Origin of the sequence: Tychonema sp. LEGE 06208 (assembly GCF_015207505.1) — a bacterium.
In the GTDB taxonomy this organism is placed as follows: Bacteria; Cyanobacteriota; Cyanobacteriia; order Cyanobacteriales; family Microcoleaceae; genus Microcoleus.
On sequence record NZ_JADEWT010000062.1, the window covers coordinates 17,013 to 36,305 of the forward strand.

Consider the following 19,293-nt stretch of genomic DNA (forward strand, 5'->3'; position numbering starts at 1 on the left):
AATTAAGTAAGGTTTGCCTCGGTAATGTTGAGAGGGCTTGTTAGGAACTAGGCACGGGCTTATCAACCTTTCGCCACTACTTTTTAACCTAGTTCGACAGGGCAGAAAACTGGCGTTTATTTTCTGGTGTCATGACCCTCCCAACGTAGGCTTAAGAAAGCCTTAACCTGCACGTTCTACTCTGTGGTAGAAGTTTCTACTTGTGTCCAGATTTTGGTAGGTTTTTACGAACGGGTTTGCAGTCATTTTTGAGCTGTAGCCAAAGATACTGATTTAATAATCTTCTTCCAAATAATTTGGAGTTTTTTCTGCCTCCGTTAAGTCATCCTCTTCTTTAGAAGTGCCAACTTCTTTTTGGTCGCGAAGAGGAATCGTGCTCAGGGGCGCGCCCAAGGAGGGAGCGTGAATTGCCTTAACATCCCTTGGCTTGACGCTAGGAACTCCTAACTCGACAGAGGGCTGATTTGGATCGACATTGATTTGAATTTTCGGGCCCGATCGAGCCAAGTGAACGATCAGACCGTCTACAACAGGAACCTTGGCGATCGGCTTACCATCGAGGTAAGTGCCGTTGGTACCTAAATTGATCAGTTCCCAACTGATGCCGCTGCGCCGCAATTCGATGTGGCGACGAGAAACCACAGCGCTAAAAAGAACGACGTGGTTTTCGTTCGATCGCCCGATCCGGACGACCTGCTCGTCTTCAAAGATCCAACTGCGGACGGGTATAGACTGGAGTGGATGTAGCAAGGTCAGCTTAATCACATTGGCAGCATTGAGTTTTGGTAGAGCGCCTCAAGATGCGATTTTAGATTTTAGACTTTCGATCGCCCAATCCAAACTCGATCTAAGAGATTTGAAATAGAAACGTAACCAGGTCTCCTTTCCCCAGAGAGATGCGGTCTCCCGCTCGCAACCGGTGTCGGTTTCCCTTTGGCAGAGGAGTATTGTTAACGTAAGTGCCGTTAGAACTGCCTACATCTTCTAGGTAGCAAGCATCTCCCTCCACCCGGAGATTTGCGTGTACCCGAGAAACAATCTCAGAATTAGCAAATCCAGAAACATCAATATCCGGCGGCACTAAGTCATTTGGCTTGCCTATGTGAACCACAGAAAGACTGTGAGGCAATTCTATCGGCGTATTTGTCTGAACGTGTATCAGGCGCGCCGATTGCTGTTGCAGTTGAGTTTTAGCCACACCCGCTGGCTGTGGGGCGGGAACCGGGGGAGAAGTATTTACTGCAGTTGCCGCCGATTCAGTTGTAACAGGAACCGAGAGTAAAGGCGGCGGATCTGGAATTGTAGGAATACTGGCGGGTATTTTTTCTAAGTTCGGCCCCAGATTTGGGGTGACAAAAGGTTCCGCTGCCGTCAGGGGTTCGGTGTCGAGTGCCTTATTTGCCGTAACTAAAGGTTCCCTTGCCATCATGGGTGCGGTGGGCGCTAAATCCGGGACCGGCGGCGATACCACTGTAGGCTCCACCGTCGAGGCTGACGGTACTGTCACCTCAACTTCTTCTGGAACTGTGGAACCCGGACGCAAGTTAAAGCCGCACTGACCGCAAAATGCTGCATCTGTCTGAACCGCTGCACCGCAGTTCGAGCAACTTGCGGTAACGGGTAAAGGCGTGTAGCAAGCCTCGCACTGGCTGGCCCCGTCGGGGTTCTGGTGATTGCAATTGGGACAGACAATCATCGATTTCTCCTTGCTATCGGCCAGATTTTCAAATCAGCCTCATAAAAAATACTAGGTATATGGTCAAATTTTAACTTTAACCGCCACAATTCTTATACTGCTTAGCCAATACTAGCAACTGACTCCGCACCGCGACGTTGGCGGTGAGGGGCAAAATCAAGTTAGCGATGTGCTGACTGTACTGCGGCGGCGCAAGCTTTCCGGGCTATTTTAGGGCAACACCGGCGGCGGGATCGAGCAGCCACCAAAGTTCGCCCTCTGGTTGAACGAGTCTGGCCGGATAGGTCATGGGGTCGGCTGCGGGGGCAAAAATTTGAGCTAGGGCCGGTTGTTTGCTGGCTCCTGCGACTATGAAGATGACGCAGCGGGCGCGGTTGATTAAGGGGACTGTAAAGGTGATGCGGGGTTCACCGTCTTTGTTGCCGACAGTTACTAAGCTGTCCCGGACTTGCAAGGCTGGTGTGCCGGGAAATAGAGAGGCTGTGTGGGCGTCGTCTCCTATGCCCAACAGGATGATGTCGAAAGCGGGAAACTCGCCGTCGGATACTTTGAAAAACTGCTGCAATTGAGTTTGGTGTGCTGAGGCATCGGCTGCGGGGTCGCCGGAGCCTGTGGGCATCGGGTGGATGTTGCTGGCGGGGATGTTTGTGCGATCGAGCCACGCGAGGCGCGCCATTTTTTGATTGCTGTCCTGGTGTTCTGCGGGAACGTAGCGTTCGTCACCCCAGAAAACGTGAATTTTGTCCCAAGGCAGGTCTTGGCTGGCGATCGATCTGTAGAGCGGTTCTGGTGTGCTTCCGCCCGCTAAGGCGATCGTACAAAGTCCGCGTTCTGCGATGGCTGCTGCGATTTTCGACAGGACAACCGCGAGGGAGCGCTCTATGAGTTCTTCTCGATTTTTTAATACTTCTACTATTTTTTGCATTTATTTCCTTTTAACTTTCTTCTGCGTGTGGCGATCGGCAATTGCCAATTTTGCTTTGAAATTTTGCGATCGGGTCGATCGGCCGCCACGCTTGGAAGCCTCAACACCGCGTCAAGTCGGATTTTATCATTCTTAGCGGGCTTTGTATTCTTGTGGCATATATAGCCTTTCTGTTCTGTGCTCTGGTATGAGGTACTATGGGGCATAGGACATAGGGCATTGGTCAAGCAGAGCATTGGGCGAGCGCGAAGCGGAGGGATTGGGCATACCTCACCACGCTGGAGAACCACTATATGTCTGTAGCAACTTGCGATCGCAAGCTCGATCGCACCCCCAAAAAGCAAAAATCATCAAGATTCCTGTGGTAGACTAGGAAAAATAGTTTTAAGTCCGCACAGGATGAAAGCAAAACTATGTCAAGCTTTAAGCGATTCCCTACATCTGTCCGCTATCTGATAGCCCGGTTGCGCCACTGGACGCAACCAGCGGTTTGGGCTCCGTTAGCCGTACTCTGTGCGGGCGGATTATTTATCTGGGAAGTCTCCGTACATCCAGAAAGGTTAAGCATAGATGGCGAAGAAGTAGCAGCCTCAAACAATCAAGCTTCGCTACCCGGATTGTCTGCTGAAGATAGCGCCATTGCTGCTGAAATCGACAGCTTGCCGGTGCTAATCAATCAGTTCAATCAGTCTAATTCTGAATTGAGTTTATTAAATTCATCAGTAGTCAAAGGCCCAGGTTTATTCAACGAAATTAACGCTGGTGGATCAGAAAAGTCCCAGCCATCTTCAGCCATGCAGCAGCAAGCAACGAGCCGATTGTTGACTTTGCCAAATTTAGCAAATCCTGATGCCGGGTTCCAAAACAATAATCCGCTAAATTCCAGCTTGCCAAGTTCAAACGCCGCATCAGCTTTGAGTTTATCTAATAGTGGGGCGATCGTTTCAGGGATAAAAACGATCGGCTTTCCTGAGTCTGCTGGTACAGCGACAAGCACTTTATCGCAGCAGTCGAGCGGTGCTAATTCTGGCAAACAAAACGACGCGCCCCTGGCTTTGAGTCCGTTGCAAGCAGCTATGCAAAAATACCTCGCCACTAACACTTCGGCAACGGCGACTTCTACTGAAAACACGGCTTCCTCGGCTCAATTGCTCGATCGACCGGCTTCGAGCGAGTCTCCGGCAAATCCGGCAAATTTGCTCCCAGCGGCCGCTACAGCTCAAGGGAGAGCAAATCCTGTGAATGTTCCGGTAGCACTTCCCTCAGTTGCGATTCAAACAAATATAATCGGCGAATCTCCACAATTCTTAAACCCAACAGCTACAACCCCTGAATCATCTGCCCGGTTAAATTCCAGAGTACCCAGCCTCGGGGAAATTAATACTGCGCCTGCAACTGTAGCGATGCCAAAAAATCCCTATCAAACTAATTTATATGGCTCCGGTGTAGCACCGGAAGTTCAACCCGCGGCACTTCCAGCAGTCGTACCAGGGCCCATACCGCTACTTCCCAATGTCCGTCAATCCTCTTTTCCAAGTGCGATCGGGGAAAGCAAAATAATTAACCCCCAAGTCTCTCCCAATTCAGCGAATTCTGAATTTCAACCAGCTCAATCAAATCAGCTTAACTTACCTGGTCAGCCTAATTTTGGAGCTGTTCCTCAAAACAACAATAATCAGGGGCAGCAAATTCAACCGCAACCTTTTTCTACACCCCGATCGCTGACACCGGGACGCTACATTGGCGGCGGTGAAATCAATACTTTTGCTAATCCTTAAAGTTATTAGTTATTGGTTGTTAGTTATTGGTTCTTGGTTCTTGGTTCTTGGTTGTTAGTTATTGGTTATTGGTTCTTGGTTCTTGGTTGTTGGTTATTGGTTATTGGTTATTGGTTGTTAGTTATTGGTTATTGGTTGTTAGTTATTGGTTATTGGTGGCTAATCACAAATAAAATAGGAAAAAAAACAATGCTTTGCGGCCCAATTTCCAATTCCCAATGACTATTAACTGATGACTAAGGAATGAAAATTTAATAACTTAAGCGATTGCTCGTTACTTTCGCTCTGCCTGGTAATGCTTCTGGGGCGAGGAAGAGCCTCCTTTTATCTCGCAATTTACAGGAGAGAGGACTGTAGGAGGTGCTTAAGCTGTCGCCCTTTTAAATTGCATATTCAGGGCGGGCGGGATACCCACAAGATTTTTATGGTTTTTTACATAAAATCTAAATGCAAAACAGCTTAATGACTACTAACTAATGACTACTAACTAATGACTAATGACTACTGACTAAGGACTACTGACTAAGGACTACTGACTAATTTGAGATAAATTACCTAGAGGCGGCTCGCACCAACAACAATCCGCCGATTCCAAAGCCAAAGGCTATGGGCAGCCAAGCCGAAAGAATCGGAGTCAAAGCAGCTTTTACGCCCATAGAACTGGTGATGAAAGAAAATACATAGTAAGTAAAAATTACAACTACACTAATCCCAAAACTCGTTCCTCTGCCGGAACGGCGCGGTTGAGTTCCCAAAGCTGCTCCCACTAAACCAAATACCAAGCACACGAAAGGAAAAGCATATTTTTCTTGAATTCGCACCTTGAGTTTGCGAATTTGCGGTACATCGCCGCTGTTTTTAAGGATTTCTAAACGCTCTAAAGCTTGAGCAATATTCATTTCCTTGAAATCTCGCACTCTGGCTGCTAAATCTAAGGGCGTGCGGGGGAGTTGCAACTGCTGGTGTTGAAATCTAACTATATTCCGGTAAGAGCCGTCAGGAGCGACAAGATAAGCGGTTCCGTTGTAAAAATCCCAGGTGTTTTCTGAGGGATTCCAAGTAGCTGATTCTGAAGAAACGATTTGATTGAGCCCTGGGGTGGAGCGATCGATAATTGTTAAACCTTTCATTTGCTTGCCGTCAAACTGTTCAGCATAAAAAAAGCGGGACAGGGTTTCTTCGCCGCCTTTTTCGGGTTTACGAAATTCTGTGTAGATAATATTTCGATCTTGAAATGTTGGTTTTTCTCGCTTCAGGGCTCTGTCTAAAGTTACAGTTGCTCTGTAGCTGGCGGCTGGTACGACTAACTCTTGCAAAGCAAAGGTGAAGCCGGCAACAATTAAACTCATAATGACTGCGGGCATTACCAGTCGGTAAACGCTAACTCCGCAACTGCGGAGGGCGATGAGTTCGCTGTCGCTGGAGAGTCGGCTGTAGGCCATTAAGGTTGCTAGCAGCATTGACATTGGGAAAGCTAATACTACGAAGTAGGGAATTTGCAGCAGAAAAATTTCTAGGGCGGCGCTGTAGGGGAGGCCGGATTCTGTTACTCTGCGGACTAATTCAAATAAGGCTCCAACTGTGACGGCGACGGATGTAAAAAGTCCGACTCCAAATAGAAACGGGCCGATTAATTCTTTGGTAATGTACCAGTCCATTACTGAGATTCTTGGCAGCCAGTTGAGGGGATTGAAGGATTTGGAGATTGCTATTTTCATAGTTTGGCGTTTTTGCTGTGGCTCTTCAAGCTACAATTTAAATTATCAATTTTAAATTTCTGTATTGTGTTTTTATGGTTGTGGAAGGGCGGGTTTATAGATATCTGGGCTGGGATGATTGATATCTAGGCGAATCCGCCCCTACTGAGTCTGTCTGTCGCGCCTTTGGCGGTTGCTATACAAGACTACCGCACGAAGCTGTCGCCTAGGTAATATTGCCGGACTAAGGGGTTGCTGTAGAGTTCTTCTTCAGCGCCGGAGGCTAATATTTGACCGTCTCGCATGATGTAGGCTCGATCGGTAATTTCGAGGGTTTCTCGGACGTTGTGATCGGTGATCAGGATGCCAATTTTACGATCGCGCAGTTTGGCAATTATCGTTTGAATTTCATCTACGGCGATCGGATCTACGCCTGCAAACGGTTCGTCTAAAAATAGGAACATCGGCCCGTCTCGCCCAGCGGCTAGTGCTCTCGCCAGTTCAGTCCGCCGCCTTTCTCCCCCCGAAACTTGAATTCCCAAACTGGATGCTATGTTTTGTAAGCGAAATTCTTCCAACAGGAAATCGACTCGATCTTTCCATTCCCCACGAGGCACTTGAGTTTGTTCTAGGACTAACAAAATGTTGTCGCGCACGCTCATGTTGCGAAAAATGCTGGCTTCTTGAGCGAGATAGCCAATTCCCAAATGCGCTCGTTTGTGCATGGGCATTTTAGTGATGTCTAAATCGTTGAGCCAAACAGTTCCTTGATTGGGTTTTTCTAATCCGGTTGCTATGTAAAATGTTGTGGTTTTGCCGGCACCGTTGGGGCCGAGCAGTCCTACGATTTCTCCTTGGGCTACGGAAAGGTTGACGCGACTAACTACATTGCGTTTTCCGTAGGATTTGTGAATATTTTCGAGTACAATTTTCATACTTGCCGAGGCAAATTATTAGAAGTCATTAGTCATTAGTCATCAGTCATCAGTCATCAGTCATCAGTCATTAGTCATCAGTCATCAGTCATCAGGCATGAGGCTATAAGGGCTTCGCTCGGAGGGTTAAAAGAAGGAAGAATAAGTACACAGCCAGCCTGTGAGCGATACCTAATTTTACGTTTAATTAGGTGGATTTACTTGCCTGTTAAATTTCAGATTGCTGGTTGGTGCGATCGCCCCTCAAGTGGATATTTGACAATCTTCAGGTTTTTACTTTTTTCAAGACTAAATTTTGCATTTATTCTCAGCTTTCAGGCGTCGCGCATTTAAACTCCGATCCAGGAACAGGCAGGATGCCCGTTCCACAAGAATTTCGGTAAAAATTATTGTCCGAAGTAGCTATGCAACAATTGATGTTTTTGGTGATAAATTTTGCTGCTATGGGGAGGGCTGTTACTTGGGTGCTGTTGAACTGGCCGGCGGTTTGGGGCCGATCGTATTTTGGGCTGCTGCATCTTGTTCGGGAGCAACGAGATAGACTGATTCTACCTGTCCTGGATTGTCTGGGAGGGCAATAAACCTGCCTTCATCGATCAAGTATGTCACGGTTTCGCCGCGCAGGCTGTTGCCCTGCTGCAATACGTAAACGTCGCCGCTGAGAATGATCCGGCGTTCGCGGCTGAAGTATTGAGCTTGAGCTGCTGTTGCTTGGATTTGGCGGGCTGGATAGTTGATTTGGACGTTGCCGCGGGCTGTCACGATGCCGGTTTTGGAGTCGGCTTCTTGAATGTCCGATCGCACGCTGAGAGTGCGGGGCGTGGCGGTTTGCGGGTAGGTGGGAGGGGCGATCGCGCCAGCCAGAGCGAGCGGCAACAGCAGCGACAATCCTTTGAATATGCGCGAATTAAGTAGTTTAGCGGAGGGCATCATAGCTTGCAAGCCTCAAAATATGTGAAATTGCTGAAGGGCCTTTTCCAACCCCTGATTTGTCTCTATGGAGATTAAATCCACCACACCCGATTTAGTTAGGTATTTTATCTTAACGGCCAGAAATATTCTCGTCAGGTCGATCGACCAGCCCGAAAGCATCAACCAATTATCCTAGCAAGACAATAGCCATTTTCACGAGGTGTTTGGCTGATTTGCTGGATTTGCAAGTTTTTTGACGGTTGCTCGCATCGGGAAGTTTCGGATAACCTCTCTAGGTACTAAGGCATTAGCTGTCCGCAGTGAGTTCGGCAAATTTTGATTTATTAGGTTCTTTCTTTAAAATAGTTGCCATCTCATTTCATTTGAGCATTGGCGGGGGCTGTATTTTTCTAGGATAGGGAAAGCTGGCGATCGATCGTCCGAAGTTGCGGGCGATAATGCTCCGCATCGCTAGTGCGATCGGGTTTCACCTGTCGGGAAAAATGTAAGGACAAAATTCAGCGGCTGCAAATAACCTTTTTCACAACGCCGACGCTCCCACTAGCTCTGCTGTAAAGATGTGTTGGGCTGCTTCCTTAATGCTCAGCTATACCCGTTTCAAATACTGGGTTAGCCACTCTTGTAACTCTTGGCGGGTATCCTCATCAGGAGCATTCTCTAATGCTACATCTAAGTCTGCTCTTGCTTCTTGGTGTTGCCCCAGCATCTGATACACAATAGCCCTATAACATCGAAGTTTATAGTCTGTAGGATCTACGGTTAACCCCTGATTTGCGTAGGAAAGTGCTTCCGGTAGTCGGCGTATTTTGTAAAGAGAAAAGCATAATATTCGATAAATATGTAGTCTATCTTCAGATGAAAGATCGGTATTCAGTAATTGCTTACCTGATTTAATCGCTCTTCGATATGCTTGACTAGCGCAGTCGATAGCTACTTTAAAAACCTGCACTTTATCGTCATGAGTTACAATTGGAAAAATTTTCTTGGCAACCTTCTTTGCTTCATGAATTTCATTATTTTCCACCAAAAAATAGGCTAGTTTCAGATATGATTGCAAGTCATTTGATTTGTTATCTATATTTAGCTTTAATTTCTCCCATGTCTCTAGGGTATGGGGGTTACGAGCTAATCGCCAGTAGATAGCTTTCCGGCTGTGATATAATTGCCACAATCCGCACAGTAACCCTACGTGAACAATTGCAGTTAGCGATGCGTAAGGTTGAACAGTAAAGTCATAGATATTGACCCAATCTCCTCCACGCAAACCAAAGGACATTACAGGATACGCGACTAAACTGTAAATTGACTGTATACAGACATAACTATAAAGCAGTTCTCCAACAATTCGTTTGCGGATATAAGGGATGAAAGGAATTGGCAGTAATCCTAGAAGGATAGATACAAGGTTTCCGCTGAAGGCAATCCACCAATAATCAACAAAACTAAAATTTCCTGATGGAACTATATAGCCCCAATAGAATCGCCATTGGAAGGTTGATACTGTTCCTCCTACTTGCCAAGTAGCCAGACTATGCCCTATTTCATGCAACAGAACACCAATGGGTATCAAAACAAATGTAGCCAACCGCTGGGCTAACTCTAGATCTTTGAAAGTTACTTGGGTATCCCAAAATTTTGGCCATTGCTGAAACAGTTGCCAGAGGGTTTGAATACATATCAAGCCCGCAATAAAAGAGATTAGGTCAAAAGAATTAGTCATTAGAATGAGTCATTTAATAACTTAGTAAAACCCCTTACAATCTTCAATATACTTTGATAATTCGCGGCAATTGCAAGCCTGCAACTTCTGTACCTGCGAACAACGGTAAAAAATTAGCTACTGCTTCCGGGCCGGCTTGCTGCAAAGTGCTCAATAGTTTAGCGCTTTGTCGGAGCAAATCTTCAACAGCAATTTCAGCATAACTCGGCTGATAATAACTGAGCCGATTTATACCTTCTCCGAGTAAGATTACTGCACCGCGCCAGTTTTGATTGCTTAAGTGATAAAGCCCTACAGCAATTTGCAAAATTCCCTGATAAAACTTTTTTTCCGGCTCGCCCGCTTCCATCCACAAAGCCTCTAAAGTATCGTGACAAGCGTAAAAGTCTTGGCTGTTAAACTGTTCGATACTTTGCCAAAATTCCTCCGGCATTTCCTCTGTCATTTATTTGAGATTGGAAATTTTGAATTGGATACAGCCTTCTCTAAAAAATGAGGTATTGACAATCTATTAATCTATGTATTAATAATCCATCAATCCTCAATTTAAAATCTACAATCTAAAATCTACAATACTTGTAGATATCCTAAGTGAGGAATGCTCTAGAGCGTAGAGTGGCGATCGGTTTTGTAAATAGCTAAGTCTTAAAAATAGGAAAAATTACGACCTGTTGTCAAAACTGCTATCAATTTACGACCGCCTACTTAACCGATTACATAGTTTCTCTGACAGCTTGAATCTGATCCATACCAATTTCCTGATTAGTTCCAGCAAAATCGTTATCTGGCGTCAGAAATAACATACAATGACACTCTTTGCGCTCGCGCATGGGAATGCAAGGACAGTTCCAGTAGGCGGCTTTTACCTCGGCTTCTTTATCTTCGTAATGGCGACAAGGGCATAGGGGAGCACCTAGTTCATCTTTGTGCTTTGCTAGTCCTTCTATGACGACAGCAGTGACAGAAGGCTCGGAACAAAAGTAAGTTCCGGTGCGCTTGGCGTAGGTTTCGGAGAAATTCTTCATTGCCTCCAAGGTTTTTTCGTTGGAGAGTTTAGATTTTTCTGTTGTGTTCATAGTTCAGGATCGGAGTTGAGGATGCTACGAGCTTTTAACAATTGTATCGCAGAATGGGATTTTAAACACTTGTATATTTCTGTTTACTTACCAAGAGGAAACCTTGACAAAAATTGAGTTTTAGGTTGTGGGTTTTTTAAGGATTTTTTACGCATCCCGGACGGTTGGGGAAACTGGGCCATGACCCGGTTTTTGGAGCATCTGAAAGATTTGACCGATCGCCCTGAAAAAAACATCCCCCAAAGGGGATGCAAACAAGATAGAATATCACAGCGCTGTCGCTGTTTCTGGCATCTCATGGCAACTTCCCCCGACCCCACCCCCCGCAAAAAATTTGCTTCTGCTGGGCTGATTTGGCCCGCTGACACCGAGTTAGTCGGATTAGTGTTTGAATTGACTCCCCGCGCTGCTAGCTCTCTGTACGCGCAATATGCCATAGGTTTGCACGCTTGGTTTTTGCATCAAGTACAGGAAACTGACCCGGATTTATCGCAGCTTTTGCACAACGATCAGTCAGAAAAAGCCTTTACGATTTCGGGATTGGAAGGTGATTTAGCCGCTAGCGGCAAAGAATTTCAGCTTGCGGGCGATCGTATTTATCGCTGGTACGTCACGGGACTTTCAAAGCGAGTAGTGCAGTGGCTGAGTCAGTGGCTGCAAAATTTGCCCGAAGAGATAGATTTGCGAAATGCTCCGCTACTCATTCGCTCTTGGAAAATTGCTTTTGCTCCCACAACTTACCAGCAATTACTAACAGCAGAATTACCATTATCGCGCAACGTAAAACTTAGTTTTGTAACTCCAACAAGCTTTCGCAGCAAAGGTCATCACTTCCCGCTACCAGTTCCTGAAAATGTTTTTCACAGCTATTTTCGCCGCTGGAATAACTTTTCTGGGGTAATTTTTGACCAAGCCGAATTTATGAATTGGATTGATGAAAATGTAATTATTAGCCGCCACAAGTTGGAGTCGCAGAAGGTGGCGGCGGGCAAAAAAGGCATGGTGACGGGGTTTACTGGGGCTGTGGAATTTGCGATCGGGCGATCGGGCCAAAATCGCCCTGATTTTGTACAATTATTTTATGCTTTGGGGCGGTTAGCACCCTACTGCGGCACGGGGCACAAAACAACTTTTGGTTTGGGACAAACGCGGACGCAATGGCTGACAGAATCGGTGACAGAAGTGTCGATACAAAGTGTTTTGGCGGCGCGAATAGATGAATTAACAGAGAAGTTTATGGAGATCAGAAAGCGTAAAGGTGGCCGTCGGGCTGCTGAGATTGCGGAAACTTGGGCGACGATTTTGGCGCGCCGGGAATTGGGGGAATCTTTGTTTGATATTGCTGCTGATTTGGAAATGCCCTATGAAACTGTGAAAACTTATGTGAAGTTGGCAAGAAGGGCTTTGAAAGTTGAGGATTAAAATAATTAGTCAGTAGTCAGTAGTCAGTAGTCATTAGTTAGGAGTCAGTAGTCATTAGTCATTAGTCATTAGTTAGGAGTCATTAGTTATTAGTTAGTAGTCATGGGGAATTGTTAGCTGTTGACTGTTAACTGCCAACTGTTAACTAAGAGGGCGGGCACGCAACATCCACAGCCCCTACCAACTGACTAATGACTAATGACTACTGACTACTGACCGCTGACTACTGACTCTTAGTAAATAGATATATATCATCTCGCTGATATTTTAGTTGAAATTGGGGATTGTTGGCGAGTTTAGTTACTAGGTTTTGTACAAAAGCTCGATCGCTCATCCAGCCGGGATACCTCAGATTCAGCAAGACATAATCAAATTCTGCGAGATTTGCAGGAGGTGTCTTAGCCTCAGTTAACTTTACCACGGGGCGGTGCGTTAAGTGGGGAGCAACGCGAGAAGTTGTTAAAACACTGCCTTTTGTGTTGACGAGAGCGATGGCTTCTTTGGTAGCTGGCAAAGTGTCGAGGTAATCTAAATAAATAGTCCCAAAATATCCGTATTTTGCTAAAGCTAAAAAAGCGATTAATGACCAAATTATAATGATTTTTGGCAATGGATAATTAGGAATTGGCAATCTATCAAATATTATCTTTCCTTTAGACTGATTTCTATCGGCTAAACTGGAAATTACGGCAACTAACAAAAATGGCAATATCGGAATAGAATATTGATGAATCAAATCTCGCTGGGCAGGAATATCCGAAAGAATATTCATCGCTAACATCGGTAAAGCGCTAATTAAAGGTGTCAGGTGACGCAGGGAAAGCCACCAAATTACAGGCAAGGTTAATAACGTTAAATATTCAACTGTATCTAAAGAAAATAAACGTCCTAAAACTAGATTTGGTTTCAATATTAAATTAACAGCAATTTCTAAAACTGAATGTCCTAAATATTGATATCGCCCGATTCCTGCGTGTTCTCTTCCCAGATTGAAATACGGTATTACGGCTTGAGTAACTACCAGGAACCAAGCCGCGCCGAGAAACAGAGCTATGAGTCCGCAATTGCGTTTTTTGTCGAAACACAACAGCCACAGTCCCATCGCAGCTACAGTTAAAGATAACACGGCTTTGCAGCTCAAAACTAAGACGATAGCAGCACAAAACCACAGGGTTTTATTGAGTCTGGCGGCTAGGATTGCTGCTAGCAGTGCGGGTAGGGCAATTACTTCTGGGTGGAAGTCAAAGAGGTTGACATTGAAGACTAATGGATAGAGAAGGTAAATACTGGCGATCGCCCGAGATATGCTATTATTTAATCCGGCTTGAATGGCCAAACTCCAAACTGGCAAAGCACCCAATGCTAGAGCAACTGCTTGGACTAGCAACAGCCAATGAACGTCGGGATATATTTTGTAAAGCAAAGCCACGGGATACATCACCAAAGCGGCGTGATTTCCCATGTGGTGAATTTCGAGAAATGAGGAAAACGGCGTTTGTCCCTGACTGATTAGATACGCTACTTGGTCGTAAATTCCTAGTTCAAAGGCGTTGGATTGAAACAGGGCGTGGCGTACACTGCTGCACAGTAAAAATATTACCACAAAAAGGGCGATCGACCAAATTACAGGCTCGTATTTTAGATGCTTAAAATTGCTCATATTGTATTCATTCCAAAATTATCTTAAAATTATCTGCGTTTCTCTCTGTTTCTCTGCCTTAAATCTGCGGTTGGTTTTGAGCGATGAATAATTATTGCAATAAGTTTACTAATTGCTGATTTTTTGAAACAAAAATACATCGTCTTGCTGATAGCTAATCTTAAATTCAGGAGAATTTTTAAGTTGAGCCGCGACACTCGCAGCAGTATCGGCAGTATCCGGCCAAGGATGGCGCAAATTTAGCAGTACATAGTCAAATTCATTCAAACTTTGTCCGTTGGCAACTTGATGCAGCAATTTAATTGTTTTTCGGTGAGCGAGATGAGTTGCTAGGGAATTATCTGTTAACACATTGCCTTTTGTTTCCACTTTGTTAATTGCCTGTCGCGTAGCTTGCCAAGTATCGAGAGACTCTAAATAAATTGTTCCAAAATAGCCGTACTTAGCCAAGGCTAAAAAAGTTAACAGCGACCACAAAATTAATAATTTTGACAGCAAAGAGTTAGTAAATAGCAATTTGCCACTTTTCCCGCTTCGGCGAACCCAAATCCGGTGCTTCCAGATACGTTTAACAGATTTAATCGAAATACGCTGCGATACTTTTGTCCAGATTTGCGGCATCCAGTTGTGATGATTCCACAGATAATTAATTACATTTTTCCAGAAATTACTTCCTCTTTTTTGTCTATCTGCTAGCGTATCAATTATAGCAATTAATAAAAATGGAAATATCGGCACAACATATTGGTGAATCAAATCTCTCTGCGCGTCAATATCGGAAAGAATATTCATCAATAGCATCGGCGAAGCACCAATTAAGGGCGAAAGATGCCGAGGAGAAATCCACCAGATTGCGGGCAAAAATAACAAAATCAAATATCCCAAAGTCTCTACTGAAATCAGGCGATTGGCTACTAAGCTAGGTTTAAGCGCTAAATTAACAACTATTTCAAAAACCGAGTTTCCTAAATAGTGATATCGCCCCACACCTGCGTGCTGTTTTCCTTGATTAAAATACGGTACTATTGCTTGAGTTGCTATCAAAAACCAAGCCGCGCCGAGAAATATAGCGATGATTCCGCACCTGCTCTTTTTTTCAAAGAAAAACAGCCAAAGACCCATCATCACGACGGTTAAAGATAGGACGGCTTTGCAGCTTAAAATTAATACTGTGGCGGCACAAAACCACAGGATTTTATCGAGTCTGGCTGCTAAGATTGCTGCTAAGATTGCGGGTACAGCAATTACTTCGGGGTGGAAGTCAAACAGATTGACGTTAAATACTGCGGGATAAAGCAGGTAAACTGCTGCAATGGCGATCGCCTTTGATTCGTTTAATCCCGCTTGACGTGCTAAACTCCAGCAAGGCCAAGCACCTAAAGCTAAGGAAACGGCTTGTACGAATAACAGCCAGTGAACATCGGGATATATTTTATAAAGTAAAGCTAGCGGATAGAAAATAAACGCCACGTGATCGCCTAAAATATTGATGGCCATTAATGAAGAAAATGGCGTTTGATTTTGAGAGATTAAGTAAATTGCTTGGTCAAAAATTGCTAAGTCGAATGCAGTTGAATGAAATAATGCGTGCCGCACGCTACTGGCGATAAATAAGATTATGGCTGTCACGACAATCATTAAAAATACTGGATGGAATTTTGCGGATTTTAAAGTTAGCATTCTGTTGGGTTAACCTGGGATGCGTTTAAATAGTATAACGTCGTTTTTTTGATAAGTTAATTTAAAATTAGGAGCATTTTTTAGTTGATTGGCTAAGGTATTTCCAATTTTTTCAGTGTCGGGCCAGGGATGGCGCAGGTTGAATAATATGTATTCAAATTCAGCTAAGTTTGTTTGGGGTGAAATTTGTGAAAGCAATTTTACGATGGGGCGGTGCGCGAAGTGAGGGGCAAGTCTGTTATCTGTTAAAATACTGCTTTGGGGTTGAACTTGTGCGACTGCTTCCCGCGTGGCTTGCCAGGTATCTAGTCTATTCAAATACAGAAAAAAATCTTTATATTCTCCGAAAATTAAGAATATTATTAATGACCAAATTATCATTTGTTTCGGCAATTGAATGCCCAGCCACAGTTGCGGCATTGGTATTTTTATAAATGGTAAATTCGCGGTTTTGGAGGGCGAAAATATTTGCGATTCGGTTTTCACTTGGGTGTTTTTGCGGCTGGATTCTTTGGCGATGACTGCTATTATTAAAAATGGAAGTATCGGCAATGAATATTGATAGGCTAAGCTGCGTTGAAATGACAATTCAGAGAGGATATTGATAATTAGGGTAGGGATGGCAGGAATTAGGGCTGTTAAATATTTGAGGTTGTTTGGGCGGGGAAATGGCAGTAGCAGCCAAATCACGGGTAATATCAGGATGAATAAGTATTTTATTGTATCGATGGAAAGGATTCTTCCTAAGATTAATTGTGGTTTTAATAAAAGGTTGATGATTATTTCTATTACGGATTTGCCTAAATAGCTGTAGCGCCCGACTCCGGCGACTTCACTACCGCTAAAGTAGGGGATAATTTTCTGGGAAGCAATCAAAAACCATGCTACGCCTAGCAAAAGTGCGATCGCCCCCAACCGCTGCTTTCTTTCGCAAAAAAACAGCCACAATCCCATAGCAGCAACGGTTAGGGACAAAACTGCTTTGCAGCTCAAAACTAACAAAATTGTGGTACAAAACCACAGGATTTTATTTAAACGCGCTGCCAAAATTGCTGCTAAAATTGCAGGTAAAGCGATTACTTCCGGGTGAAAATCAAATAAATTGATGTTAAATACGACTGGGTAGAGCAAATAAATAATTGCGATCGCCCTAGATTGTTCTTGATTTAAACCGCCTAAACGCGCTAAACTCCAGCTAGGCAAAGCTCCCAAGGATAAAGCAACTGCTTGTACCAACAGCAGCCAATGCACGTCTGGGTAAATTTTGTAGAGCAAAGCTAGGGGATAATAGATTACCGCTGCGTGATCTCCCAAAATGTGCATTTCCATTAAAGAAGAAAAAGGTGTTTGGTTTTGGGAGATGGAGTAAATTGCTTGGTCAAAAATTCCTAAATCGAAAGCTGTTGATTGGAATAAAGCGTGCCGCAAACTGCTACAAAAAAAGAAAATTGCCGCAGCGGTGGCGATCGCCCAAACCAAACTCGACGGTAGCTGCGATCGACCTTCTTCTATATTTTCGGCGATCGAGACACTGATGTCCTCACTGTCATCAACAAAATTTTCCCTATTCTCCATGAAATCTGGCACTAGCTGATCGGTCAAAATATAATGTCATCGAATGTGCTTGCCACGCAATAGTTAACCGCTAATTTTAGTTCCCGCAATCGTAATATTAGAATAATCCACAAAACCTTAAAAAATTGTGAAAGCAATAACTCTTCTCGGCTCCACAGGCTCCATCGGCACTCAGACTCTGGATATTGTAGCTCAATACCCCGAACAATTTCGGATTGTCGGGTTAACAGCAGGACGAAATGTCAAGTTGCTGGCGCAGCAAATTCGCCAGTTTAAACCAGAAATTGTCGCGATTTGTGACGAAGATAAATTACAGGAATTGCAGGAGGCGATCGCAGATATCGACCCTCAACCTATTTTACTTGCTGGGGAGTCAGGCGTTGTCGAAGTTGCCAAATACGGCGACGCTGAAGCCGTAGTCACCGGCATAGTTGGCTGTGCGGGTTTGCTGCCAACAATTGCGGCTATAGAAGCAGGCAAAGATATCGCCTTAGCAAATAAAGAAACCTTAATCGCCGGCGGCCCCGTTGTCAACCCCTTAATCGAAAAATATGGTGTTAAAGTATTGCCGGCTGATTCGGAACATTCGGCAATTTTTCAGTGCTTGCAAGGCTTACCTGCGGGAGGGTTGCGCCGCATTATTCTTACAGCTTCCGGCGGTTCTTTTCGAGATTTGCCGATCGACTTCTTAGCAGAAGTAACAGTCGCCGATGCCTTGAAACATCCGAATTGGTCGATGGGGCAGAAAATCACCATTGATTCTGCTACTTTGATGAACAAAGGATTAGAAGTAATTGAAGCTCATTACTTGTTCGGCATGGATTATGACGACATTGATATTGTCATCCATCCCCAGAGCATAATTCACTCGTTAATTGAACTGCAAGATACGTCGGTTTTGGCGCAATTAGGCTGGCCGGATATGCGGTTGCCGCTGCTTTACGCTTTGTCTTGGCCGGAGCGAATTCCTACAGATTGGCCGCGGCTGGATTTGGTAAAATCCGGGGATTTAACTTTCCGAGAACCCGACCACAAAAAGTATCCTTGTATGCAGTTAGCCTATGCAGCGGGACGTGCGGGCGGCTCCATGCCTGCGGTGCTGAATGCGGCTAACGAACAGGCGGTAGCGCTATTTTTGGACGAAAAGATTACATTTTTGGATATTCCGAAGTTGATTGAGCAGGTGTGCGACAAACACCAAGCTGATAACTGTGAAAGTCCTGGTTTAGAGAATATTTTGGCAGCGGATCAGTGGGCGCGGCTGGAAGTTTTGGCTGGAAGCGTCGAATTGGGCGATCGGATTCTTTCATTTCGCTAATTGTATCGGGCCGCTTGCAATTACCCACAACTCTGCCGGGAATTTATTCCCCGTCTCGTAGCTAAAGTAGGTTGAAGTTGAGATATTGCACCATTTTCAAGAACAGCCATCTTGCCCGTTTCACAAAGAGTGAATTTTATTGTGGGCAGTTGCTCCTAGCCCGCCCATAAAAGGCTTATTGATAATGGTGCAATATCTCAGTTGAAACACACTGCCAAACCTTAATAAATATTCAGTTTTGATTGAGAGGAGTTTAGCTGTGATACAGGGGTTTCCACCCCTGACTGACTATGCCAAAAAGTGCAAAACATCGGCAAAACCATAGGAAGTTTTGACCGGATTTTAGCCTTTGATATCGTTTCCGGTTGCATCGGAATAATAAAATCGAGCCGCCCGTCAACAGTCAACCATTCAGTTTTTAGAGCCGCCCGTCAACAGTCAACAGTCATGTTTGAGTGCAACCGGAATTGATATGACAGCCTAACTCCCAACTTTTGCCGCAAAATCAGCCGCACTCATCTTTTCGTACATTTCAAAAGGTTGATGAATCCAAGGATTGTCAGCCAAATAATCTACATAATAATCCGGCTTCGCCACAGAACAAGCCTTGTACCAAAGTACAGCAGTCCGAATTTCCTGAATATCTTCGCCGTAGCGGTTTTGCAGCCAAAGGATACCTCGATCTAAACTAATTCCCGAATCCACCAAATCGTCAACTAACAGGATGCGGCTGCCCAAATTATCGCCCACCATTGTCAAATTAGCCGCAAACTCGATCGCCCGCCGGACTTTTCCCTCCGCCCCACCGTAGGACGAGGCTGCTAAAATCGCCAGAGGTTTGTCGAAAATCCGCGACAGAATATCGCCCACCCGCAGCC

Annotated in this window: 19 protein-coding genes; 5 read left to right on the forward strand and 14 right to left on the reverse strand. The window is 44.8% G+C overall.

All coding sequences use genetic code 11. From position 1 onward, the window contains the following. Window positions 1–273: 273 nt before the first annotated feature. From IQ263_RS17025 to IQ263_RS17040, 4 genes are all read right to left on the reverse strand, one after another. A complete protein-coding gene (locus IQ263_RS17025; protein WP_194068628.1) occupies window positions 274–765 on the reverse strand; it encodes an FHA domain-containing protein in 492 nt (163 codons plus the stop codon). Window positions 766–847: 82 nt separating this feature from the next. Next, window positions 848–1,696 carry a double zinc ribbon and FHA domain-containing protein gene (locus IQ263_RS17030; protein ID WP_194012556.1) on the reverse strand — a complete coding sequence of 283 codons (849 nt, stop codon included), beginning with the start codon at window positions 1,694–1,696 and terminating at the stop codon, window positions 848–850. A gap of 205 nt (window positions 1,697–1,901) precedes the next feature. Continuing rightward, window positions 1,902–2,621, reverse strand: a complete 720-nt coding sequence (gene pgl / locus IQ263_RS17035; protein WP_194068629.1) for a 6-phosphogluconolactonase — start codon at window positions 2,619–2,621, stop codon at window positions 1,902–1,904. Then, window positions 2,609–2,827, reverse strand: coding sequence for a hypothetical protein (locus IQ263_RS17040; protein WP_194068631.1), 219 nt, complete (start codon window positions 2,825–2,827; stop codon window positions 2,609–2,611). Before IQ263_RS17040 ends, pgl begins: the two co-directional genes overlap by 13 nt. A gap of 29 nt (window positions 2,828–2,856) precedes the next feature. Between IQ263_RS17040 and IQ263_RS17045 the strand changes: the two genes are divergently transcribed. From IQ263_RS17045 to IQ263_RS28625, 3 genes are read left to right on the forward strand one after another with little or no spacing between them, the layout of a single operon-like run. Next, complete coding sequence (locus IQ263_RS17045) at window positions 2,857–2,994, forward strand: hypothetical protein (protein ID WP_194068633.1); 138 nt, start codon at window positions 2,857–2,859, stop codon at window positions 2,992–2,994. A 40-nt stretch (window positions 2,995–3,034) separates the two neighbouring features. Beyond that, window positions 3,035–4,399 carry a hypothetical protein gene (locus IQ263_RS17050; RefSeq protein WP_194068635.1) on the forward strand — a complete coding sequence of 455 codons (1,365 nt, stop codon included), beginning with the start codon at window positions 3,035–3,037 and terminating at the stop codon, window positions 4,397–4,399. A 12-nt stretch (window positions 4,400–4,411) separates the two neighbouring features. Continuing rightward, entirely contained in the window at window positions 4,412–4,621 is a 210-nt protein-coding gene (locus tag IQ263_RS28625; protein ID WP_228050121.1) for a hypothetical protein, read from the forward strand. Between the two features lie 329 nt (window positions 4,622–4,950). On the opposite strand, the gene IQ263_RS17055 is transcribed toward IQ263_RS28625, so the two are convergent. From IQ263_RS17055 to IQ263_RS17080, 6 genes are all read right to left on the reverse strand, one after another. Further along, the gene (locus IQ263_RS17055) at window positions 4,951–6,117 is read right to left on the reverse strand and encodes an LptF/LptG family permease (protein WP_194068637.1); all 1,167 of its coding nucleotides are present in this window, start codon (window positions 6,115–6,117) and stop codon (window positions 4,951–4,953) included. Window positions 6,118–6,302: 185 nt separating this feature from the next. Next, window positions 6,303–7,031, reverse strand: coding sequence for an LPS export ABC transporter ATP-binding protein (gene lptB / locus IQ263_RS17060; RefSeq protein ID WP_194068639.1), 729 nt, complete (start codon window positions 7,029–7,031; stop codon window positions 6,303–6,305). A gap of 456 nt (window positions 7,032–7,487) precedes the next feature. Continuing rightward, window positions 7,488–7,964, reverse strand: a complete 477-nt coding sequence (locus tag IQ263_RS17065; RefSeq protein WP_194068641.1) for an LptA/OstA family protein — start codon at window positions 7,962–7,964, stop codon at window positions 7,488–7,490. A 586-nt stretch (window positions 7,965–8,550) separates the two neighbouring features. Continuing rightward, window positions 8,551–9,684 carry a tetratricopeptide repeat protein gene (locus IQ263_RS17070; protein ID WP_194068643.1) on the reverse strand — a complete coding sequence of 378 codons (1,134 nt, stop codon included), beginning with the start codon at window positions 9,682–9,684 and terminating at the stop codon, window positions 8,551–8,553. A 43-nt stretch (window positions 9,685–9,727) separates the two neighbouring features. Continuing rightward, complete coding sequence (locus tag IQ263_RS17075; RefSeq protein ID WP_194068644.1) at window positions 9,728–10,129, reverse strand: DUF309 domain-containing protein; 402 nt, start codon at window positions 10,127–10,129, stop codon at window positions 9,728–9,730. Between the two features lie 268 nt (window positions 10,130–10,397). After that, a complete protein-coding gene (locus tag IQ263_RS17080; protein ID WP_194012549.1) occupies window positions 10,398–10,760 on the reverse strand; it encodes a ferredoxin-thioredoxin reductase catalytic domain-containing protein in 363 nt (120 codons plus the stop codon). Between the two features lie 297 nt (window positions 10,761–11,057). Between IQ263_RS17080 and cas6 the strand changes: the two genes are divergently transcribed. Then, a complete protein-coding gene (gene cas6 / locus IQ263_RS17085; RefSeq protein ID WP_194068648.1) occupies window positions 11,058–12,182 on the forward strand; it encodes a CRISPR-associated endoribonuclease Cas6 in 1,125 nt (374 codons plus the stop codon). Between the two features lie 223 nt (window positions 12,183–12,405). Here the strand turns inward: cas6 and IQ263_RS17090 are convergent, their stop codons facing one another. The 3 genes from IQ263_RS17090 to IQ263_RS17100 form a co-directional block, all read right to left on the reverse strand. Further along, window positions 12,406–13,842: a DUF2079 domain-containing protein gene (locus IQ263_RS17090; RefSeq protein WP_194068645.1), complete on the reverse strand. Its 1,437-nt coding sequence runs from the start codon at window positions 13,840–13,842 to the stop codon at window positions 12,406–12,408. 108 nt (window positions 13,843–13,950) lie between these two features. Further along, window positions 13,951–15,522, reverse strand: a complete 1,572-nt coding sequence (locus IQ263_RS17095; RefSeq protein ID WP_228050122.1) for a DUF2079 domain-containing protein — start codon at window positions 15,520–15,522, stop codon at window positions 13,951–13,953. Window positions 15,523–15,531: 9 nt separating this feature from the next. Continuing rightward, window positions 15,532–17,097, reverse strand: a complete 1,566-nt coding sequence (locus IQ263_RS17100) for a DUF2079 domain-containing protein (RefSeq protein WP_194068650.1) — start codon at window positions 17,095–17,097, stop codon at window positions 15,532–15,534. 127 nt (window positions 17,098–17,224) lie between these two features. Here IQ263_RS17100 and dxr point away from each other — a divergent pair, with 127 nt between their 5' ends. Next, window positions 17,225–18,415 (forward strand): 1-deoxy-D-xylulose-5-phosphate reductoisomerase, encoded by a 1,191-nt coding sequence (gene dxr / locus IQ263_RS17105; protein WP_194068646.1) that lies wholly within the window; start codon window positions 17,225–17,227, stop codon window positions 18,413–18,415. A gap of 480 nt (window positions 18,416–18,895) precedes the next feature. On the opposite strand, the gene IQ263_RS17110 is transcribed toward dxr, so the two are convergent. Then, a partial coding sequence (locus IQ263_RS17110; protein WP_194068647.1) for a phosphoribosyltransferase occupies window positions 18,896–19,293 on the reverse strand: 398 nt, incomplete at its 5' end.

Coding starts and splice junctions, on each gene's coding strand:
- IQ263_RS17030 (WP_194012556.1), bottom strand. CDS start 1,696: ATGATTGTCTGTCCCAATTGCAATCACCAGAACCCCGACGGGGCCAGC.
- pgl (WP_194068629.1), bottom strand. CDS start 2,621: ATGCAAAAAATAGTAGAAGTATTAAAAAATCGAGAAGAACTCATAGAG.
- IQ263_RS17040 (WP_194068631.1), bottom strand. CDS start 2,827: ATGCCCCATAGTACCTCATACCAGAGCACAGAACAGAAAGGCTATATA.
- IQ263_RS17050 (WP_194068635.1), top strand. CDS start 3,035: ATGTCAAGCTTTAAGCGATTCCCTACATCTGTCCGCTATCTGATAGCC.
- IQ263_RS17055 (WP_194068637.1), bottom strand. CDS start 6,117: ATGAAAATAGCAATCTCCAAATCCTTCAATCCCCTCAACTGGCTGCCA.
- lptB (WP_194068639.1), bottom strand. CDS start 7,031: ATGAAAATTGTACTCGAAAATATTCACAAATCCTACGGAAAACGCAAT.
- IQ263_RS17065 (WP_194068641.1), bottom strand. CDS start 7,964: ATGATGCCCTCCGCTAAACTACTTAATTCGCGCATATTCAAAGGATTG.
- IQ263_RS17070 (WP_194068643.1), bottom strand. CDS start 9,684: ATGACTAATTCTTTTGACCTAATCTCTTTTATTGCGGGCTTGATATGT.
- IQ263_RS17075 (WP_194068644.1), bottom strand. CDS start 10,129: ATGACAGAGGAAATGCCGGAGGAATTTTGGCAAAGTATCGAACAGTTT.
- IQ263_RS17080 (WP_194012549.1), bottom strand. CDS start 10,760: ATGAACACAACAGAAAAATCTAAACTCTCCAACGAAAAAACCTTGGAG.
- cas6 (WP_194068648.1), top strand. CDS start 11,058: ATGGCAACTTCCCCCGACCCCACCCCCCGCAAAAAATTTGCTTCTGCT.
- IQ263_RS17090 (WP_194068645.1), bottom strand. CDS start 13,842: ATGAGCAATTTTAAGCATCTAAAATACGAGCCTGTAATTTGGTCGATC.
- IQ263_RS17095 (WP_228050122.1), bottom strand. CDS start 15,522: ATGCTAACTTTAAAATCCGCAAAATTCCATCCAGTATTTTTAATGATT.
- IQ263_RS17100 (WP_194068650.1), bottom strand. CDS start 17,097: ATGGAGAATAGGGAAAATTTTGTTGATGACAGTGAGGACATCAGTGTC.